The sequence below is a fragment of the Bradyrhizobium sp. CSA112 genome (assembly GCF_029051645.1).
In the GTDB taxonomy this organism is placed as follows: domain Bacteria; phylum Pseudomonadota; class Alphaproteobacteria; order Rhizobiales; family Xanthobacteraceae; genus Bradyrhizobium.
The window spans coordinates 25,104-45,466 of sequence record NZ_JAACFS010000033.1 but is presented as its reverse complement, the minus strand read 5'-3'; the positions used below and the strand labels follow the sequence as shown (position 1 = coordinate 45,466).

General features: G+C 58.0%; 12 protein-coding genes and 3 pseudogenes. 8 read left to right on the top strand and 7 right to left on the bottom strand.

All coding sequences use genetic code 11. The annotated features are described in order from the left end of the window. Positions 1-82: 82 nt before the first annotated feature. The 5 genes from GWE18_RS33415 to GWE18_RS33395 all read right to left on the bottom strand — a co-directional run bounded on the left by GWE18_RS33415 (position 83) and on the right by GWE18_RS33395 (position 5,651). Positions 83-1,180, bottom strand: coding sequence for a hypothetical protein (locus tag GWE18_RS33415; protein ID WP_275189938.1), 1,098 nt, complete (start codon positions 1,178-1,180; stop codon positions 83-85). A gap of 146 nt (positions 1,181-1,326) precedes the next feature. Continuing rightward, entirely contained in the window at positions 1,327-2,583 is a 1,257-nt protein-coding gene (locus GWE18_RS33410) for an ABC transporter substrate-binding protein (protein ID WP_275189937.1), read from the bottom strand. Between the two features lie 76 nt (positions 2,584-2,659). Beyond that, positions 2,660-3,508, bottom strand: a complete 849-nt coding sequence (locus GWE18_RS33405) for a carbohydrate ABC transporter permease (protein ID WP_275189936.1) — start codon at positions 3,506-3,508, stop codon at positions 2,660-2,662. After that, positions 3,505-4,476: a sugar ABC transporter permease gene (locus GWE18_RS33400; RefSeq protein WP_275189935.1), complete on the bottom strand. Its 972-nt coding sequence runs from the start codon at positions 4,474-4,476 to the stop codon at positions 3,505-3,507. The genes GWE18_RS33405 and GWE18_RS33400 overlap by 4 nt, the downstream gene beginning before the upstream one ends. Further along, positions 4,473-5,651, bottom strand: coding sequence for an ABC transporter ATP-binding protein (locus tag GWE18_RS33395; RefSeq protein WP_275189934.1), 1,179 nt, complete (start codon positions 5,649-5,651; stop codon positions 4,473-4,475). Before GWE18_RS33395 ends, GWE18_RS33400 begins: the two co-directional genes overlap by 4 nt. Before the next feature lie 1,184 nt (positions 5,652-6,835). Between GWE18_RS33395 and GWE18_RS33390 the strand changes: the two are divergent. From GWE18_RS33390 to tnpA, 4 genes and pseudogenes are all read left to right on the top strand, one after another. Then, positions 6,836-8,027, top strand: a pseudogene (locus tag GWE18_RS33390) (pyridoxal phosphate-dependent aminotransferase). 41 nt (positions 8,028-8,068) lie between these two features. Further along, positions 8,069-8,968, top strand: coding sequence for an isocitrate lyase/phosphoenolpyruvate mutase family protein (locus GWE18_RS33385; RefSeq protein WP_275189933.1), 900 nt, complete (start codon positions 8,069-8,071; stop codon positions 8,966-8,968). Between the two features lie 354 nt (positions 8,969-9,322). Continuing rightward, complete coding sequence (locus GWE18_RS33380) at positions 9,323-10,150, top strand: LysR family transcriptional regulator (RefSeq protein WP_342804314.1); 828 nt, start codon at positions 9,323-9,325, stop codon at positions 10,148-10,150. A gap of 158 nt (positions 10,151-10,308) precedes the next feature. After that, positions 10,309-10,733, top strand: a pseudogene (gene tnpA / locus GWE18_RS33375) (IS200/IS605 family transposase). 481 nt (positions 10,734-11,214) lie between these two features. Here the strand turns inward: tnpA and GWE18_RS33370 are convergent. Next, the gene (locus GWE18_RS33370) at positions 11,215-11,979 is read right to left on the bottom strand and encodes a hypothetical protein (RefSeq protein WP_275189932.1); all 765 of its coding nucleotides are present in this window, start codon (positions 11,977-11,979) and stop codon (positions 11,215-11,217) included. A 1,688-nt stretch (positions 11,980-13,667) separates the two neighbouring features. Between GWE18_RS33370 and GWE18_RS33365 the strand changes: the two are divergent. The 4 genes and pseudogenes from GWE18_RS33365 to GWE18_RS33350 all read left to right on the top strand — a co-directional run. Then, positions 13,668-14,078, top strand: a pseudogene (locus GWE18_RS33365) (transposase); the annotation flags it as partial. Between the two features lie 1,095 nt (positions 14,079-15,173). Next, positions 15,174-16,373 carry a pyridoxal phosphate-dependent aminotransferase gene (locus GWE18_RS33360; RefSeq protein ID WP_275189931.1) on the top strand — a complete coding sequence of 400 codons (1,200 nt, stop codon included), beginning with the start codon at positions 15,174-15,176 and terminating at the stop codon, positions 16,371-16,373. Between the two features lie 40 nt (positions 16,374-16,413). Beyond that, a complete protein-coding gene (locus GWE18_RS33355; protein ID WP_275189930.1) occupies positions 16,414-17,256 on the top strand; it encodes an isocitrate lyase/phosphoenolpyruvate mutase family protein in 843 nt (280 codons plus the stop codon). Between the two features lie 417 nt (positions 17,257-17,673). Beyond that, positions 17,674-18,582 carry a LysR family transcriptional regulator gene (locus GWE18_RS33350; protein ID WP_275189929.1) on the top strand — a complete coding sequence of 303 codons (909 nt, stop codon included), beginning with the start codon at positions 17,674-17,676 and terminating at the stop codon, positions 18,580-18,582. Positions 18,583-19,085: 503 nt separating this feature from the next. Here GWE18_RS33350 and GWE18_RS33345 read toward each other — a convergent pair. Continuing rightward, on the bottom strand, positions 19,086-19,814 hold the full coding sequence (locus GWE18_RS33345; RefSeq protein ID WP_275189928.1) for a LuxR family transcriptional regulator: 729 nt from the start codon (positions 19,812-19,814) through the stop codon (positions 19,086-19,088). Positions 19,815-20,363 lie beyond the last annotated feature (549 nt).

The window sequence follows — 20,363 nt, the reverse complement described above, 5'->3', positions numbered from 1 at the left end:
CGGTGCAATTGCCGCGGATTCCACAGAAGCATCTTGGGACATTCTTTTAGTTCTTCATCAAACGCTATTGAGCATCCTCTTATCAGCCCGTCATGGGCCAGCTTGTTGGAAGCCCGAGTTCGCGACGAACAATGTCGGTGCCTTTGACGAGCGACTGGATCTTCCCGAAAGCTACTTCGCGCGGTAAATGCCACATTCCGCAATCAGAACTCGGATGAAGCCTATCCGGCGGTATCACCTCCAATGCTTGCCGGATCCTCGAAGCGATATGTTCGGGCGTTTCAATATTCGTTGTCCCGAGGTCAAGCAGTCCCAAAACGACATGTTTGTCACCACAATGGCGCAACAGATCCGGTTTATGACCCGGCTGCTCATATTCGATGCTCATTGCGGTCAGGGATCTGCAGCTTGCAAGTAGTTCTAACAGTTCAGGATAGGTCGAGCTTGGCGCCTTGCTTTCTTTTGAATACGCGTAACCGTAGCAAACATGAACAGTTGTCGGCTTGGTCAGGCCTTCAATCATCTGTTCGATTGGAGCGATGCCAAGTCGCTTCGATCGGCTGAAACGAGAATGCATGACGGGATCATCAATGTGCAGGACCGCGGCGCCGGCTTCCTCGAGAGCAAGTAGTTCTTTGTTCAGAGCAGCCGCGACGGCCATCGCAATCTCGAACTCGTCGCGGTAATATTCGTCAGCCAATCGGTCGACCATCGTAAATGGGCCGACAATTTGTGTCTTGAGCGGTCGGTTGGTGTGACGCTTCGCAAATTCGAGCTCTTTCACTGTCATCGGCCCAAGCCATTCGATGGGACCGACCACTCGAGGAAGACCATCATCATCCTCTCGCGACCATTCGCCTTTTTTCTTGAACGTGACTGTCCCGATTTCCGACGGAGGGACAACGATATTAGCCAGCCGAGCAGTATCCAGCCCGCCGAGTTTGGAAATGAAGTGCCTGTCCCAGGCTGAGCGCCAAGGCTCGCCATCGGTCAAGAGATCCATGCCAGCTCTTTCTTGATCGTAGATTGATAGCCGCGCAACGTCTCCTTGTGCGCTTTCCAAGACATCAGGCTCGATCCGCCAAGCCCGACCGCCAAGACGATAGATTTCATTGTGCTTGATCAGCCATTCAGGCTTTGTGTAGCTTCCAACAAGCTGGGTTGTAAGTGGGTGGAGCATTTCCCGATCCTTTGCATAACACCAGTAGAGTCCGGTGCGCCATTCGGTTATGAGTTGTGCACCAGCACAGTTTCTTTTGCCGCGCAGCGTGGTGCACGTCTTGCGAGATACGATTAGTAGACAACGGGTAAACTGGGTTTTGAGGCTTACCTTAGAAGCGCCTCGACATCCTTCGTCATAGCCGCAAGGGCAATATCGGGCTTCGCTTTGAGTGTAACCACGGCCCGCAGATGCTCGCGAATCGTGTCGCTGATCTTGACGGAGTTTGGTCCTGGGAAAGCGGTCCAAGTCGTGACAATCGGAAGCTGCTCCAAACTCGCCAAGTAAAGTGGATTCTCGCTGTAGAATTTTCCTAGTAGGTTCGGATCGTGTGCAGGAAGGTCGTTGCTCGGCATCATGCCTGTTTGTTCGACCACCGAGGTTTGTGCGACCGGTCCCGTAGCAAACTTAATGTACTCCCAGGCTGCCGCTTGCTTCTTAGGATCTTTGGTTGTCAGCATATAGATCCCACCGCCCACAGGTATCCTTGCGTTGCTTGCTGAGCGTGGCAGGGAAGCGGTTCCGATGGAGAATTTGTTCCCTGAGGCTTTCAGGAGATTGCCCAACTGCGAACTGGAGCCCACGTACATACCAAGAATCCCCGCAGCAAACGATTGCCTCGCCTGTTCACGAGGCATGTCGATCATGCCGGATTGACCAATCTCATTCAGAGTCGTAAGGGCGCTCAACCCTTCCGCGTTGTTGAAGCCAATCTTTCCTTCTGAGGTCACGAGTTGTCCACCTCGAAGGTTGAGCAATGCCTGGAAAGTCCAGTTGCCATCAGCTTGGTAGTCGAAAAACATTCCAACCCTCTGGTCGCCAAGCGCGCTGATCCTCTTCGCCACTTGCAATATGCCTTGCCAATCGGAAGGAAATTCGGGCGGGTTTTCGGCGACCGAACGGAGGAGATCGGCATTGTAAAATATGATTGGCGTTGAGATGCGGAATGGCAGGCCCCAGATCTTACCCTGGTATGTTCCTAGACTCGTAAGCGCCGGGCTATAGCCCATCGACGCCCAGTCTTTTTCCTGCTTGATCAGCGAATCCAAAGGCTGCGCCAAACCACGATCTGCGATCTGGCCGAAAAGATTGAACGCATGTTCGGCAATGTCCGGTCGATTACCCGTGGCACTGTCAAGAATGGTTCGCTGCACCTGATCCCCCCAAGCTTCTACGGGGGAAGATAGAACGACGGCAATGTCCGGGTGCAGCTGACTGAAGCGCCGCGCGATTTCCTCATGTATCGGCTTCATGTAGGAGTTCACGTAAGAAACATGAATAGTGACTTTGTCGGCCGAATAAGCCGGGGAGCCGGCGAATATCCAGGCTCCGATCATTGCATATAGACAGGTTTTGATTTTCATAGGAACTTTCCGTTCTAAAGTGCGCTGACATCTGTCGGCGTTGATAGTCTGACTTGTTCACTATCGGCCTAGTCACCTATTTCACGGCTCCTCCGGTCATTCCTTCGACAAACCATTTCTGAGCGGCAAGAAACGCGATGACGAGGGGCAGCACGACGAGAGTGGATGCGGCCATGAGGGGGCCGTAGTCGTTGCCGGCCTCCTCGTTCTTGAAGACCATGATGCCGAGCGGCGGCGGCATCAGTGACTGGTCGCGGACCACGATCAGTGGCCAGAAAAGATCGTTCCAGTGGCCGACCACCGAGAAGATCGAGAAGGCGATGACGGCTGGCAGTGCCATCGGCACCATGATCCTCCAGACGATGGCAAGTTCAGAGAGACCGTCGAGGCGGGCGGCGTGTACCACATCGTCGGGGATAGTCTTGAAGAACTGCCGAAACAAGAAGATGCCGAACGGCGAGACGACATAGGGGAAGATAAGCGCAGCATAGGTGTTGAGGATGCCGAGCTGGTAGCCGAGGATAAAGAGTGGCAGCGAGAGCACCTGGTGTGGCAGCAGCAGGCCGATGAGCACCATGCCGAAGAGCAGGTCGCGGCCGAGAAAGCGAAGCTTGGCGAGCGCGTAGGCGCAAGGCGCGCAGAAAAGAATCTGGAGCGCCAGGATCGTCGCGCAGACGATGATGCCGTTGCCCATGTAGCGCGGCAGCGGCGCTTCAGTCAGCGCCTTGGTGTAGTTCTCGATTCCGTAGAACTGGGCGGGCCAGAAGGAGAAGCTAGTCCCAAAAATCTCCCCCGGCGGTTTGATCGACAACGATACCATCCAGACAAAGGGCACGAGGATGAGTGCACCGGTGGCGAGCAGAATCGCATGGCGGACGGTGGCGGACGGCTGCAACAGACGGTTGCTGCGCGTGTTGGCGCTCATTGATAGTGCACCTTTCTATCCAGGACACCGGCCTGGACAAGCGTGAGTGTCACGACGATGGCGAGAAAGACGACGGCAACGGCTGCGCCATATCCGGTGCGCAGATACTCGAAGCTCTCCCGATATAGCGTGTAGAGCAGCACTTCGGAGGCGTGGCCGGGGCCGCCTCGGGTAAGGACTTTCACGGTGTCGAAACACTCGAACGCCCTCACCGCCAAGACGATAACGACGAACATCGAGACCGGCCCTAGCATCGGCAGCGTGACGGTGCGCATCCGGTCAAGCCAAAGGTCCGCACCATCGACATCGGCAGCATCGTAGAGATCCTGCGGGATGCTCTTCATGCCAGCCAGGAACAGCACCATGGCATAGCCGAGGTTCTGCCAGATGCCGATGGCGGCCAGCACCGGGAGGGCCGTATTCTCGTCGCGCAGCCAGTTGGCGGTCGGCAGGCCGATGGCGGCGAGCGTCTGGTTGACGAGGCCGATGGTGGGATGCAACAGCGCCTCCCAAGCGATTGCCATGGCCGTGAGCGTCGCCATGAAAGGCAGAAAATGGATGGCGCGGTAAAAGGAGCGGCAAGACTTTCCGCTTTCGATCAGCAGCGCGATCAGAAGACCGAGGACGACAGTGCCCGGCACGACGATCAGAACGTAGGCGACGGTATTGAGAAGCGACGTCCTGAAGCCCGGGTCAGCGAAGACTTCGCGGAAGTTGGCGAGGCCGACGAAGGAAAAGGAACGCACCCCGAACTGCCAGTCGCTGAGCGCGATGACGAAGATCCCGATCACCGGTAGGAAGAACAGGACGAGCAGAAAGAAGACTGCCGGCCCGGCCAGCGTCCAGGCCGCCAGCGCTTCCGTAAAGGCTCGCCTGCGGGTCGGTGACGCGGGGGATGGCAACGTTCGAACGCTACCTGTCGCGGACGGCTCGCCGGAGGCGCTGGAAAGAGCCAGAGGCTCGCTCATCGGGTGATCTCCCGGATCGGTGTGACCGATGCCCGGCCGGATCCCACTTGTCGGCGCAGACGGCGCCCATCACGGCCAAAGAGAAGTACGCGCTCCGGCTTGGCACCAACATGCAAGGTCTGACCAGGGGAGATAAGAGGCGCCCGTTCGGCCAGCAGCCGCGCGATCAACGGATGATCGAGGCCCGCCAGATCGAGGTGGACGAAGAGGTCGGACCCCATATGCTCGATCATGCGCACGGAACCGGTCAGTGCGCCCTGCCCGCCGTGATCGGCGAGATGAAAAACCTCCGGGCGAATACCGAGGGTGAGATGCTCGCCGGCACGCGCATCGGCTTCGATCGCGAGCGTCGATCCGGCCACATCGATCAGGCCGCGTTCTCGCACCACGCCGTCGAGCATATTGATCTTGGGCGAACCGATGAATTCGGCGACGCGCCGGTCGTCGGGATCGGCATAGATGTCCTTCGGCGGAGCGACCTGCAACAACTCGCCGTCGAGCATCACCGCCACCCGGTCCGACAGCGTCATGGCCTCGGCTTGGTCATGAGTGACATAGACGAAGGTGACCCCGAGCCGCCGGTGCAGTTCCTTGATCTCGGCGCGCATCTGCACACGCAGTTTGGCGTCGAGGTTGGACAGCGGCTCGTCCATCAGGAAAACAGCCGGATGGCGCACCATCGCCCGGCCGACCGCCACGCGCTGGCGTTGGCCGCCGGAAAGCTGCCCCGGTTTGCGGGCCAGTAGATGGCCAATGCCGAGGGACTTGGCCGTACGGGTGACTTCCACATCGATCTCGGCAGCGATCCGCGGCGTTGCTGGCATGAAGCGGCCGAGAAGAGGAAGCCTCTGGAAGGCCGAGAGCCGGCGCATTCGGAGCGGCAGCGCCATATTGGAGGCGACCGTCATATGGGGATAGAGCGCATAGGACTGGAACACCATCGCCACGTCCCGCTGCTTCGGCTTGAGGCCGTCCACCGCCCGCTCACCGATCAAGACCGAACCTGCATCCTGCACTTCGAGCCCTGCCAGGATACGCAGCAGCGTCGACTTCCCACACCCCGATGGGCCCAACAGCGTCAGGAATTCACCATCCGCTATCGGCAGCGAAAGACCGCGCAAAACAGACGTTGGCCCGTAATTCTTATCGATGCTGTCAATTAATACGGATGCCATAGCCGTTTCTTCCACATTGTCCGGAAAGCTTGCGGAGCACGGCAACGAGATCGCATATCTCGCTTGGACGCGTTCGCTGATGTGCGAGAACTTCAAAACCCGAATCGCTACAGCCGGATGACATTCATCGAATAGTTCGATGCAAACCGCGCAATATGCGATGAATGATGCATGGCGCTCCGGAAAAGAGCTATCGCTGAATGCTATGCGCGCGTTTTCGTGGAGATCGCTTGCGAACAGAGCGTGACGCGTGCGGCGAAGAGCCTCGCATTACCGAGGGTTCGGTCAGCCGCATCTCGCTGTCCTGGAAAGCTATCTTGGCTCGAAGCTGATCGAGTAGCGCGTCTGAAACAGCGAACTGACCGACTTCCGTCGGCTCTTCGTCGACGCGTTGCCGAGCCTGCAGGCGATCCTGTTCACTGCCCAGCGCATGCGAGGCGCGACGAGTCGGAGGCGAACGATTTGGTCGTGCGCATGTCTCTCACAACCCTTGCCTACACGTTGCTGTTCCAAACCTTCAGGGCATTCTCGTCCGAGATGGGAGGAGGCGTAGAACGTCATCAGCTCCCTAGGTTTGTCCTCGACCCCGGACAGTTTCGATGTGCTGATCACGCGCGAGCTTGTGCTGTCGGGTCCTTTGGACTTTTGTGACATCCATGATGAATAATTCTCATCTTCGTGGCGGCGCCGCAATAAGTCATCGGACGTGGACTTATCGCGCAACGCTCTCTCCCGCTGCTGACCATTACTTCCTGGCCGGACGCGCTCCTCAATGGCGACGCGGCATGAGCATGAAGAGCAGATATAGTGCTCGGCGCGCCCGCTAGGACCATCACTATCTCACGCTTCCGGTGGTGACGACCGGAAATGCCTGCTGGTCGTCTGAATAATTTCGTCTCCGACCCGCTCCCCGGAGGCCCCTCGCCGCACCCCCGGACACGAGGTCCCAAGCGGCATGCGGTAACGCGCCTATGAGGTCGATCGCAGCCGCAATACTCTCTAGCCCTGCGGCTTCTGCCGCTGGATGACGCAAGTCTGCGGAGGCCGTGTCCGGCGATGCATCGCAAATATCGCATCTTTCGATCATTTCGTTCAAAAACGCGATGGCCCGATTGGTTAGACTGTTTTGCGAGCAAGTAGAAGCCATCGAAAATCTTCCCTCTAGCTTCGCTAGGCATTCTATTTTGTCTCTCGTTGCAGAACGCCTCAACGTCGTCCGCCCCTCAGAAACCAAGGCCATGACGGCGCGTGCCGCCGAGCTGCGCGATCAGGGCGTCGATGTGATCACCCTCAGCCAGCGCGAACCGGATTTCGATACGCCGTCCGCTGTCCGCGAGGCCGGCATCCGGGCGAGGGGCGGACGAAATACACGGCGATCGCCGGGATCAAGCCGCTGCGCGAGGCAATCCGCAAGAGCTTCGGCCGCGATCACGGGCTCGATTACGGTATCGAGCAGATCACGGTGCTGTGGCGCCACAGCAGGTCGTCTTCAACGCGCTCTTCGCCAGCCTCGATCCGGGGGAGGAGGTGGTGATCCCCACGCCGTGCTGGGTCTCCTATCCCGATATGGTGGCGCTCGCCGGCGGCAAACCGGTTCTCGTCGCCTGCGATGAATTCCATGGCTTCAAGCTGCGCCCCGAAGGGCTGGAGGCGGCGATCACGCCGCGCACCAAGTGGCTGATGCTGAACTCGCCGTCCAATCCGACCGGTGCGGTCTACAGCCGAGGCGAGTTGCTCGCGCTCGCCGTGGTGCTGCGCCGCCATGCCCATGTCCATGTGCTGTCCGATGACATCTATGAAAAGCTCACCTATAACAGTGACTTCGCTACCATGGCCGCGGTCGCGCCAGACCTCTACCAGCGCACGCTGACAGTCAACGGTGTGTCCAAGGCCGACGCAATGACCGGATGGCGCGTCGGTTATGGCGCGGGGCCTCTGGCGCTGATCAAGGCCATGAACCTAATCCAAGGCCAGACCTCCTCGCACACCAGCTCGATTTCGCAATACGCCGCCATCGAGGCGCTGTCCGGCGGTCGGGACCATATCGAGGAATTCGCGAGCGCTTTTCTGCAGCGCCGGGACCTCGTCGTCACCAAGTTGAACCAAGCCGAGGGGCTTTCGTGCCGCGTGCCGGACGGTGCCTTCTACGTTTTCCCCTCCTGCGCCGGTGTTATCGGCAAGCGCACGCCGGACGGCAAGCTGATCGAAACCGATACTGATTTCGCCATGTATCTGCTCGACGATTTCGCCGTGGCCGTCGTGCCTGGCAGCGGCTTCATGGCCTCGCCCTATATCCGCATTTCCTATGCCTCCTCGCTTGAGGACCTCACCCGCGCCTGCGACCGCATTATCGCCGCCTGCGCGGCCTTGTCCTGAAAGACCTCCCGATGTCCCCTGACAAACGCCTCCGCGCCCGCATGGCCGAGACCAAGCTTGTCCACATCATGGCCGCCCATAGCCCGCTGTCGGCGATCCTCGCAGAAGAAGCCGGATTCGACGGCCTGTGGGCCTCCGGCTTCGAGCTGTCGGCGCTTTACGGCCTGCCGGATATGAGCCTGATCTCGATGACACAGCATCTCGACATGCTACGGGCGATCGCCGGACGCACGACGCTGCCGATTATCGCCGACATCGATACAGGTTATGGCAATGCGATCAATGTCATCTATGCCATCGGCGAGTACGAGCGGGCCGGCGCCAGCGCCGTTGTTATCGAGGACAAGATCTTTCCGAAAGTGACGAGCCTTGTTGTGGCCGGCAGCCGCCAGGAACTGCTGCGCATTGAGGAGTTTCGGGGTAAGATCGAGGCCGCCGTTGCGACAAGACGCGACCCGGATTTTCTGGTCATCGCCCGCACGGAAGCCCTCATCGCAGACCTCGGCGAAGCGGAAGCCCTGCATCGCGCGCAAGCCTATGTGGAGGCTGGCGCCGACATGATCCTGATCCATTCGAAAAAGAAGGATCCCTTGGAGATTGAAAGCTTTTCGCGCGCTTGGACCGGATCAGTGCCGCTGGTGATAGTCCCGAACGCCTACCCGGATCTCGATGCCGAACGGGTCAAGGCACCTTGCAACATCCGAATGATGATCTATGGCAATTACGGCATCCGCGCTGCTGCAACTGCCATGCAGGAGACCTTCCGCCGGATAATCGCCAACGGCGGCGCCCAGAACGTCCACAAGGACATTCTGCCGGTGGAGGAGATCTTCAGACTCCAGAAGATGAACGAGGTTAAAGCAGCTGAAGCTCGCTTCCTTGTTGAACGTACGCTTCACCGCCGGGACTATCAGGATTTCAACACGATAGATAGCGCCTGAGCTCCGCTCAGGCGCTATCCTCGCGCGCTGTTAATCGGAAAACTTGATTTGACGCTTTCTCCTCCCGAAAATTGCGTGTTGTCGACTGCGAGAAGAGCGTTCGAGCGATTGGTGGCGACCATTCCCAGGGCGCTCTTAAGATGGGCCTCTGGAGAACGCGCCCGAAATCAATTTAACTATTAAGGCGATCGCGCCGACCGTATCGGCCTAGGCCAGAGGTTGTTTTTGCGCGCGAGATACCGTTGATAAGCAGCAATCCGGCTAAAAACATGGAATAGTGTGATGGGACATTCATCTTTGGCAATGGCCTGCCGTGAAAACTGGCGGACATTCCCGAAGTTGCCGGAATAGAAGATGGCTAGCGAAGACAATGAAGTGCCCCTCAATGCGATCCGGGCGTTCGTGACTATCGCGCGAGAACGAAGCGTGACGCGCGCTGCTAGCGCATTGGGAACGACCCAGAGCTCGGTCAGCCGCTATCTGGCCGTGCTGCAAGACTATCTCGGCGCGGACCTCACGGAGCGACGCGGCAGGCGATGCGAATTGACGGAATTCGGAAGGCTTTTTGCGAACACAGTTGCCGAACCGCTAGATACAGTGTGCTTCACCGCTAAAAGCATGCGCCGGCGGAATCGTCTGGACGCCAATCGGCTTGTGGTCCGTACGTCTCTCTCGACCTTCGCCTACTCCTTTCTGATTCCGAATCTCCAAGCATTCTCTGCTGAAATGGGCGGCGTAATCGTGGATGTGATTAGTTCGCTGTCTATGCCGACATCCTCCGACGATTTCGACATCTTGATTACACGCGACCTTTCCGTCATCGAACCGGCCGACGATTGGGAACTCTACAACGAGCAACTCGTCTGCGTCGGCTCTCCAAATCACGCAGGTGGCAAGAGCCTCTCAGTTGTTCGCTCAATGCCGATTCTGAACATCACGTCCCGGCCCGACATACTGCCCACCTGGCTGAGGGCAATCAACCTGACCTCTAAAGACATAAAGTCGGGGGCGCGGTATGATCACAATTACCTTGCTCTTCCGGCGATCATGACCGGAAAATGCCTTCTGGTCGCGCCCGAAATTATTGTCAGCGATCTGGTGCGCCGAGGCCTTCTGCACGTGATACCGGGATCACGGACTCCCAGCGGCATGCAATATCGGGCGTATGCGGTCGCGGAGTGACAATCCCGAAATCGCTCGTGCTTTTTGCCGGTGGCTAGCATAACCGGGAGACCCCCCGGCTCTGCCGGGGAGGCAGCATAAGTTTGACATTTACGGCAGTCGCCCATCGCCGAAACTTCTGATCGTGAGCCACCACGCACACGAAAGGAAGTTTGACGATGGACGAGTACGAGAGCCTAAGCCACAGCAAGTGGGAGTGCAAATATCATATTGTGTTCATTCCCAAGTGCCGCAGGAAGACGCTTTACGGAGAGTTGAGGCGGCACCTCGGGGATGTGTTTCGCAAGCTGGCACAACAAAAGGAAAGCCGGATCGAAGAAGGTCATCTGATGCCGGATCACGTTCACATGATGATTTCGATTCCGCCGCAGTCTCGCAGGTGGTCGGGTTTATCAAGGGTAAAAGTGCGATCCATTTGGCCCGTGTATACGGAGAGAAGAAACGCAATTTTGTAGGCCAGCATTTTTGGGCGAGAGGGTACTTCGTCTCGACCGTAGGTCGGGACGAAGCGGTGATACGGGAGTACATCAGAAACCAGGAGCAAGAGGACAGCCGCTTGGAGCAAATGAATTTGTGGCGTTGATCGGCCACCTTCAGGTGGCCAACAAATGTAGGGTCGCGTTAGCGACCCAGACTGCCGCTTCGAGCGGCCCAATACCTAAAGCCCCCGGCTCTGCCGGGGGATACTTACCTCCGCCTTTGTAAAAAGGCCGCTCTTCCGGAAGCGGCTTAATATCGCATGAGACCATCGCAGCACCTCTAAGTGGCATTGCACGCGGCGTGTTTTGTGACGGAGGTCTTGAAAGTCGACGCCATAAGAAGACCGCTACTCCTCGCGCACAGAGTGTATTGCGGTAGCTGCATCAAGCTGCGGGAACATTAGTTGCTGCAACGAACAGAAGTTTTCGTTTTGTGTCCCTTATTTCGACGACGAGAAACCATTCTTGGTCTCCTCCGCAAGCTCTCCAGGCCTCATCATCCCTTGCTTGTTCCTGCTAATGGCGCCCTCTCGTAAGAGAGCGTTTGTGTTGCGCTCAGCCAGCAATGCTCAAGCACTATGGTGGCTAGAAGCGAACGAGGACCATGCCGTGAACACGGTCAGCTGTTCCACCGACAACCCCGTTCGCGTCGGGAACCACCAGTGCGCGCGATCCATGCAAATACTCAATACCCAGGTCGACCAATGGCACAGGGCTGTAGATCAGGTTGACACTCGTGGCCCACAAGTTCGTGTTGATCGCACTCGAGGTTGTCGTGAATTGGGTCACATAGCTGGGGTAGTTCAGGCTAGTGACTGAAACGAGGGCATTAGCCTGGAGATTTGGAAGGAACTTGTACTGCAGCCCAACAAGGCCAGCGGTCGCCGTTACGGTATCGATTTGAGCCCTCTGAGCAGTTACGCCGGGCAAGCCGAAGTTGGTTACGGCACCAAATCCTTGACTGACCGTGATGAGATAACGACCGATACCAGGTCCATAGTTGGCCGTCGCAAATAGCGCCAGACGACCGTCCAAAAGGTTCAGCCCACCGGTCGCGCCAATACCATAGCCCAAAGTCGACGCGCGATAGCGTTGACCAGGAATAGCAGCCTCATTGTTGATCTCGATATTCCGAACCATGCCTCGCAGGGCGAAAAACGCGCTCTCTCCACGCCAGAGGACTCTCGCGGCACCATCTGGAGTCCCACTCAAGCCAAAGCCCGCGCCACCACTAGAATCGGGATAGGTCGTTCCAGTTGTACTTGTGACGTCACTGTACGTGTTCTCCAACCCCACACTAAACGTCGTCGATCCATAGCTCTTGCTGTATTGAATGGCTGCTTGGCGCACGGCGCTCGTTCCGGGCGTCGTCCAATCAGAGACGCTACGTAGCGGGTTAAGTGTTGCGTCGCAGAATACCGAGTAGGTTTGCCCTGCAACTACGGAACCCCAACCATCAGTTTGGCCGAATTCTCCAAACGCTAGCCTAAGTCTTGTACTGAAGCTCGATGCAGTTGTCTGACTCGTAGGGTCGGACTGCCCCGCGAAATCAACCTCGAAGAAGGTACGAGCAGCTCCAAAGCTTTCGCTAATCGGCGTTCTTACATCAAGACCCACTCGAGACCATCGAGCTCCGACAGAGACGTCGCCTGGCGTTTGAGCGCCGAGCGCCCCCCTCGATAGCGGAATGGACGCGACTGCAATGTTGTCGGATCTGTTGCGTGGTCCGAGATCTCCGTAGGCATGAACCTTTGCATAGCCGGAAATCTTAAAGGATGTCCCTGTACCCGGGATTCGCATGCTCCCGGGGAAGCTTCCTTGCAGTGGATCTGCTCCACTCTGCGCTGCTTGCGCCTTCGCACGAGCAGCTTCAGCCGCCAGTCGCGCCTCCTCCGCGCGTGCCCGAGCCTCCTCTGCCTCCTTTTGTGCCTGTCTCGCCGCCTTAGCCGCTGCACGATCGCTTCGCGAGCCAGTTTGCTCAGTCGCTTCAAGTGATTGAACGCGAGCCTGCAAACGTTTCAGCTCTTGCCTCAGATCGTCAGAGGAATCGGCCCGAGCCACAGAAGGTGAATACGAAATTACGCAACCAACCAGGGCGCTAGTCACGATCCATCGCGATGCCATCAACCTACCGGATGGCTGTGGCCGCGCAAGTTTAGAGCTTTCTCGGATAGACATTGATCGAACCGATTTTTTTAGCACTGAAGTCCCCACAAAGTACGCAAACATAGACCCCTATGTTTTTCACGTAGGAAAGAGAAAGCGTAGATGTCTGTGTTAGTCCGTAACGCGTCGTGCTCAGCTAACGAGGGAGAGACACGTTCCCATCAAGCCAACTCCCGGATCGGCGTGACCGACGCGGCGCCTGTTCCTGGCTGCCGTCGCAACCAGTCGACCTCGCGCGCGAGGAGATGCGCATCTTGAGGCCTCATGCCGACGTGCTTCGTTCGCCCATCAACGACATGAGGCGCGCGCCGTCGGCCTTCTACACGGTCGGCTCGCACAAGCGATCGATCAGTGCGCTCGCAATTCGATGAGGACGAATAACACTGGCCGTCAATTCAGGCTGCGCAAAGCCGTAACGATATAAGTCAACGCACTTAGTTGGGAATGCCATGCCCTCTCCTTGCCGAACTCATTTCTGCCGACGCAGTAGCGTTGGGAAGCAATAGGCCGGTGACAGAGATCAACTAATGTGATGGACCGTTCTGATTTGGCGATGGATTAGCGTGAGAACGCGCCGCCATCCAATCCGACTTCTTGGCTGAAGAGCTGATCGCGCTACCAATCGCGAGTCATCGGTGCAAGGCCGTCCCACCAGCTGGAACGAGCGCCAACAGGCGGATGGTGCGCCGGATCGCTGCGCAACGTGCAGGAAAAGCTTCGTGGAGCTTATGACGCGCCGGATTGATAGAGCGCTTCTCTATCTAATAGAGCCCTAGCGGTGACGCGCAAGGCCCCTGTGATCGCGATTGCTCAAACGCTGGCGCGCGCATCCGTTCACTTCAACGGAGCGCGCACCTTCCTTGGAAGTCATTGAGGAAGACGCCTATCGCTGTCCAGCTGGGGGAGCGACTGCCGTATCGCTACACAAACGAAGAAGACGGCAAGATGCTGCGGCGCTACTGGACCTCGGCCTGTTAAAATTGTTTGCTCAAATCGCAATGTACGACCGGGCCAGAGCGGCGCATCACGCGATCGGAGAATGAGCATCTGCTCGAGGCTGTGCAGCAGCGCCTTGACGCAGACCAACAAGCCATGCGCCAGCGTCGCGAGACGGTCGAGCATCCGTTCGGCACGATGAAGGCTCGGATGGCGGCGACACACTTCCTTACCAAGACGCTTCCAAAAGAGCCGCCGAGATGGCTCTCTCGGTCCTGGCCTGTAATCTGACACGGGTCATGAACATCATCGGGACCAAGCCGCTGATGGCTGCAATCGTGGCCTGAGACCGAACGGGCGCCTTGGCTTCTCACCGACTTGCCTGGGACGGCGTTTTTACACGGCCAAGACCCCTAACCAAAACACTGACCGAGGCTTATTAGGGCTGTCGCTCAAAGCGGTGCGCGCCTTCGTGGAGATCGCTCGGGAACAGAACGTGCCGCGCGCTGCGAAGAGCCTCGGCATGACCCAAAGTTCGGTCAGCCGCATTTCGCTGGCCTAGAACACCCATCTCGGCTCGAAGCTGATCGAGCAGCGCGGTCGCAACAGCGAATTGACCGCCCAATCGTTTTTTTCATCAATGCGCCGGGCCGCTGTGGACGATCCTGCTCACCGTCTAAGGCGGAGGCGACGAGACGAAGGTGAACCGCATCGTGTGCGCATCTCGCTCACAATCTTTGGCTGCACGTTGTTTGTTCCCAACTTACAGGCATTCTCATCCGAGATTCGTGGGCGGTGCGTCAGCAGCTCACGGTTCATGCCCTCGACCGCGGATAGCTTCGACGTGCTGATCACGCGCGAGCTTGAGCTGTCGGATCCTTCGGTCCCTTGGGATTCTATGAATGAGCAACTGGTCTCGCGTGGGTGCCCCGCAATCCCTCGCCGGACGTGGACTTGCCGCGCTTCTTCTATCCCGCTGCTGACGGTTATCTCCTGACCGGACGAGCTTCCCACTTGGCTGCGACCAAGAGAACATCAAGAACATGAAGAGCGGCGATGGCGTGCTCGGCCAGCACTATGACCATCACGACCTCGCCCGTCCGGTGGTGACGACCGGCTAATCCCTGCTGGCTGCCTGCAAGTCCTTATCTCAGACCTATTCCCGGGGCCTTATCTTGCCGTGCTGCCGGACGCACGCGGGTCCCAAGCGGCATGCAGTACCGCGCCTATGCAGTCGATCGTAGCCGTACTTCGGATCTTGCTCGTGCCTTCTGCCGTTGGATGACGCACGTCTGCAAGAAGGCCGTGCCCGGCGATGCAACCGTAAGGTATCGTAACTTTCGATCATTTCATTCAAAAAAGCGATAGCCGGATTGGTTAGCCCGTTTGAGAGGGACTAGAAGCCGTCAAAGATTTTCTTCGAACTTCGCAGGCATTCTATCTTGTCTCTTGTTGCAGAACGGCTCAAGGTCGTCCGACCCTCTGAAACCAAGGCCATGACGGCGCGTGCCTCCGAACTTCGCGATTCCGGCGTCGATGTGATTACGCTCAGCCAGGGCGAACCAGATTTCGACACGCCGCCCGCTGTCTGCGAAGCCGGCATCCGGGCGATCCGGGAAGGGCGAACGAAATACACAGCGGTCGCAGGGCTCAAGCCGCTGCGCGAGGCGATCCGCGAGAGCTTCCGTCGCGATCACGCGCTCGATTACGGTATCGAGCAGATCACGGTGGGCTGCGGCGCAAAGCAGGTCGTCTTCAACGCGCTCTTCGCCAGCCTCGATCCGGGCGACGAGGTGGTGATCCCGATACCGTGCTGGGTCTCTTATCCCGATATGGTGGCGCTCGCCGGCGGCAAGCCTGTTCTCGTTGCCTGCGATGAATTCCATGGATTCAAGCTCCGCCCCGAGGCGCTGGAGGCGGCGATCACGCCGCGCACCAAGTGGCTGATGCTGAACTCGCCGTCCAATCCGACTGGCGCGGTCTACAGCCGAGGCGAGTTGCTGGCGCTCGCCGCCGTGCTGCGCAGCCATGCCCATGTCCATGTGCTATCCGACGACATCTATGAAAAGCTCACCTACGATGTTGACTTCGCCACCATGGCCGCGGTCGCGCCGGATCTCTTCGAGCGCACGCTGACGGTCAACGGCGTGTCCAAGGCGGACGCAATGACCGGCTGGCGCGTCGGTTATGGCGCGGGCCCTCTGGCGCTAATCAAGGCCATGAACCTCATTCAAGGCCAGACCTCCTCGCACACGAGCTCGATTTCGCAATATGCCGCCATCGAGGCGCTAACCGGCGGCCGGAACCATATCAAGGAATTCGCGAGCGTCTTTCTGCAGCGCCGCGATTTCGTTGTCGCCAAGCTGAACAAGGCCGAGGGACTTACGTGCCGGATGCCAGACGGCGCCTTCTACGTTTTCCCCTCCTGCGCGGGTGTTATCGGCAAGCACACGCCGGATGGCAAAGTCATCGAAACCGACACCGATTTTGCGATGTATCTGCTCGACGATTTCGCCGTGGCCGTCGTGCCCGGCAGCGGCTTCATGGCCGCGCCCTATATCCGCATTTCCTATGCCTCGTCGCTCGAGGACCTCACCCGCGCCTGCGACCGCATCATAGCGGCCTGCGCCGCCCTGTCCTGAAAGGTCTCCGATGTCCGCTGCCAAACGCCTCCGCGCCCGCATGGCCGAGACCGGCCTCGTCCACATCATGGCCACCCATAGCCCGCTTTCGGCGATCCTCGCAGAAGAAGCGGGATTCGATGGCCTGTGGGCCTCAGGATTTGAGCTCTCGGCGCTTTACGGCCTTGCGGACATGAGCCTGATCTCGATGACACAGCATCTCGATATGCTGCGGGCGATCGCCGGACGCACGACGCTGCCGATCGTTGCCGATATCGATACGGGCTACGGCAATGCGATCAATGTGATCCATGCCGTCAGAGAATACGAGCGAGCCGGCGCGAGCGCCGTCGTCATCGAGGATAAGACCTTTCCTAAGGTAACGAGCCTTGTTGCGGGCGGACGCCAGGAGCTGCTGCGCATTGAGGAGTTTCAGGGCAAGATCGAAGCCGCCGGTGCGACAAAACGGAACCCCGATTTTCTCGTCATCGCCCGCACCGAGGCCCTGATCGCAGGCCTCGGCGAAGCGGAAGCCCTGCGTCGGGCGCAAGCCTATGTGGAGGCTGGCGCCGACATGATCCTGATCCATTCGAAAAAAAAGGACCCCTTGGAGATTGAAGACTTTTCGCGCGCCTGGACCGGATCGGTGCCGCTGGTGATAGTCCCGAACGCGTACCCGGATCTCGACGCCGAACGGGTCAAGGCGCTTTGCAACATCCGCATGATGATCTACGGCAACTACGGCATCCGCGCTGCTGCAAGTGCTATCCAAGAGACCTTCCGCCGGATCATCGCAGACGGTGGCGTCCAGAACGTCCACAAGGACATTCTTCCGGTGGAGGAGATTTTCAGACTTCAGAAGATGGACGAGGTTAAAGCAGCTGAAGCTCGCTTCCTTTGCTGAACGCACCATTCCGTCCCCGCCGTGATTGTCGGGATTTCAACACGATAGGCAGGGCCTGAGCTCCGCTCAGGCGCTATGCCTGGCGCGCTGTCGATCGGAACACTCGAGTTAACGGGTTTTTCTCCTCCGGAAAGTCGCGTGGTGTCCGACTGCGAGAAGAGCGATCGAGCGATCGTGGCAACCACTGCCACGGCTCGCTTAAGATACGCCTAAGGAAAACGCGACCGAGATCAACTCAACTATAAAGGCGATCGCGCCGACCGTATCGGCTTCGGCCGGACGTGGTTTTTGCGCGCGATATACCGTTGATAAGCAGTAATCCGGCTATCAACGTGGAATAATGTGATGGAACATTCATTTTTGGCGATGGGCTGCCGTGAAAACTGGCGGACATTCCAGAAGTTGCCGGAATAGAAGATGGCCATCGAAGACAATGAAGTGCCACTCAACGCGATCCGGGTGTTCGTGACGATCGCGCGAGAAGGAAGCGTAACGCGCGCGGCTAGCGCATTGGGAACGACACAGAGCTCGGTCAGCCGCTACCTAGCCGTGCTGCAACACTATCTGGGCACGGACCTCATGGAACGACGCGGTAGGCGAAGCGAATTGACGGAATTCGGAAGGCTTTTTGCGAACACGGTCACCGAACCGCTAGATACAGTGTGTTTCACCGCTAAAAGAATGTGCCGGCGGAACCGTCCGGACGCCAATCGGCTTGTTGTCCGCACGTCGCTCTCGACCTTCGCTTACTCCTTTCTGATTCCTAATCTCCAGGCATTTTCCGCTGAAATGGGTGGCGTAATTGTGGATGTGATTAGTTCACTGTCTCCACCGACATCTTCCGACGATTTCGACATCCTGATTACGCGCGATCTTTCCGTCATCGAACCGGCTGACGATTGGGAGATCTACAACGAGCAACTCGTCTGTGTGGGCTCTCCAAATCACCTGCACAACAAAAGCCTCTCAGTCGTTCGCTCAATGCCAGTTCTGAACATCACATCCAGGCCCGACATACTGCCCACATGGTTGCGGGCGATGAACCTGACCTCCAAAGACATAAGGTCAGGGGCGCGATATGATCACAATTACCTTGCTCTGCCGGCGGTCATGACGGGAAAATGCCTTCTGATAGCGCCCGAAATTATTGTCGGCGATCTGGTGCGCGGGGGCGTTCTACAGGTGATACCAGGGTCACGTACTCCCAGCGGCATGCAATATCGGGCCTATTCGGTCGACCGCAGTGACAATCCCGAAATCGCTCGTGCCTTTTGCCGGTGGCTAGTCCGCCTTTGTAAAAAGGCAGCCCTTCCGGAAGCCGCTTAACGCGCATGAGACTATCGCGGCACCTCTAAAACGACATTGCACGGGCCAGTTTTGAAAGAGAGGTCTTGAGATTTTGCGAAGGAACACCGCTACTCACACGGTGTATTGCGGTAGCCGCATCAAGCGGTTTGTTAAATCCTAGCTGGCTGTAACGAAGAGAAGTTTTCGTTCGATACCCGTTTCAATGACAAGGAACCATTTTGGTCTCCTTCAAGCCTTTTCGAGGCCCGACCATTCCCTTGCTTATTCCTATTAACGACGCTCTCTCGTAAGAGAGCGTTCAGGGGTGATGTTCAAGCATCATGGTGGCTACAAGCGAACAAGGACCATGCCGTGAATACGGTCAGCTGTTCCACCGACAACCCCGTTCGCGTCGGGAACCACGAGCGTGCGCGATCCATGTAGATACTCAGCATCCAGATCGAACAGGGCTGTAGATCAGGTTGGCGCGACGAGCGCCAGGTCTCTTGCGCATCTCGCGCGAAATCAGAGGGTGTGGATGATTAGGACAACAAACCGCGTCGCAAGGCCTCGGCGACGCATTGGGCAATAGATGCTGCACCGAGCTTGCGGCGAGCGTTCTCAAGATGAAACACTACAGTGCGCGGCGCAATCTGGACCAGCACCGCGATATCCGCGACAGTTTTTCCCTGCGCGGTCCATGCAAGGCATTGGTGCTCGCGCTGAGTGAGTTCACTTGCCGCGAGTTTACCGGTAGAGGGTATGTCAAGTTTGGCGCCGACCTGACTATGAAAATACAACCCGACGAGTTGTACGAGATCCTTCCAGTCGGCCACGAGCCGCTCCGGGTGAACGTCGCGGTCGCCCGTCGCCAGCGTAAATGCGGCCATCCGCCCAAATCCGCCCCTGATCGGCACAGTGATGCCTGATCTAATCCCGAAGGTCGTCGCTTCATCAAAGAACCGGCGCTGCTCGCGGTTTCCGGCTAGGGCTGACGCCTCGCCTCCCCAGCTGAACAGCGCGTGCTCGGCACGCGCGCGGCGCACCACAGGATCGAGCTGCTGATACCCAAGCTGGAAGTACCGGCTGGTCCAGGATTTTGGATAGGACGAGATCAACATCGGCGTCTCGCCGGTCAGGCGCAGATAGGCAAATCGCTGAAAGCCCAGCCTCTGTGTCAGCCGCGTTGCGACACGCTCGAATTCATCCGCGTTGGTTGCGGTTTGGATCGCATCGATGAATTCCTGGAAGATGCTTTCGACCGAGCTCATTCCGGCTCTACCATTTGAACATAATCGCCGTACTTCCCAATGACCTCACCGCGCATTTGGCGAAGGATCCATCCGGCCTCGTAGGTCACACGAGCTCCCGCAGATAAAGACACGCCCACGAGGGCGCGCAGCCGAGCTGGAGGAGCACAGGAAGACCCTCCGCCAACGCACTTAGTTCGAAATGCCATGCCCCTGATCCTAGGCGGAACTCGTTTGTGCCGCCCCAGTATCGTTGGGAAGCAATAAGCCGGTGACAGAGATCAACTAATGCGATGGACCGTTCTGATTTAGCGATGGATTTGTGCGAACGGCTCTGCAGGTCGTTGAGTGCCACGTAGTGGCCGTTACCTGATGAAGACGCGCGAAATCGTAGCGCCCCGATTCGATATCGGCCGAGCCCGAAGTCGAAGGAATATGTCTGTACACAACGTACGGAAGGCGTCTTTATTCCGTCGCTGTATTCGTGACGCTTCACTCTTGTCCGAAACGTACGAACGATTTGATCTGCTTCCTCCGGCGGCATTGTCCCTATTCTTAATCTGCGCTAAG

Bases quoted from the DNA above. Each gene is read 5' to 3' on its own strand.
- GWE18_RS33395 (WP_275189934.1), bottom strand. From the start codon at position 5,651: ATGGCATCCGTATTAATTGACAGCATCGATAAGAATTACGGGCCAACG.
- GWE18_RS33405 (WP_275189936.1), bottom strand. From the start codon at position 3,508: ATGAGCGCCAACACGCGCAGCAACCGTCTGTTGCAGCCGTCCGCCACC.
- GWE18_RS33410 (WP_275189937.1), bottom strand. From the start codon at position 2,583: ATGAAAATCAAAACCTGTCTATATGCAATGATCGGAGCCTGGATATTC.
- GWE18_RS33380 (WP_342804314.1), top strand. From the start codon at position 9,323: ATGGCTAGCGAAGACAATGAAGTGCCCCTCAATGCGATCCGGGCGTTC.
- GWE18_RS33345 (WP_275189928.1), bottom strand. From the start codon at position 19,814: ATGAGCTCGGTCGAAAGCATCTTCCAGGAATTCATCGATGCGATCCAA.
- GWE18_RS33415 (WP_275189938.1), bottom strand. From the start codon at position 1,180: ATGCTCCACCCACTTACAACCCAGCTTGTTGGAAGCTACACAAAGCCT.
- GWE18_RS33350 (WP_275189929.1), top strand. From the start codon at position 17,674: ATGGCCATCGAAGACAATGAAGTGCCACTCAACGCGATCCGGGTGTTC.
- GWE18_RS33385 (WP_275189933.1), top strand. From the start codon at position 8,069: ATGGCCGAGACCAAGCTTGTCCACATCATGGCCGCCCATAGCCCGCTG.
- GWE18_RS33355 (WP_275189930.1), top strand. From the start codon at position 16,414: ATGGCCGAGACCGGCCTCGTCCACATCATGGCCACCCATAGCCCGCTT.
- GWE18_RS33400 (WP_275189935.1), bottom strand. From the start codon at position 4,476: ATGAGCGAGCCTCTGGCTCTTTCCAGCGCCTCCGGCGAGCCGTCCGCG.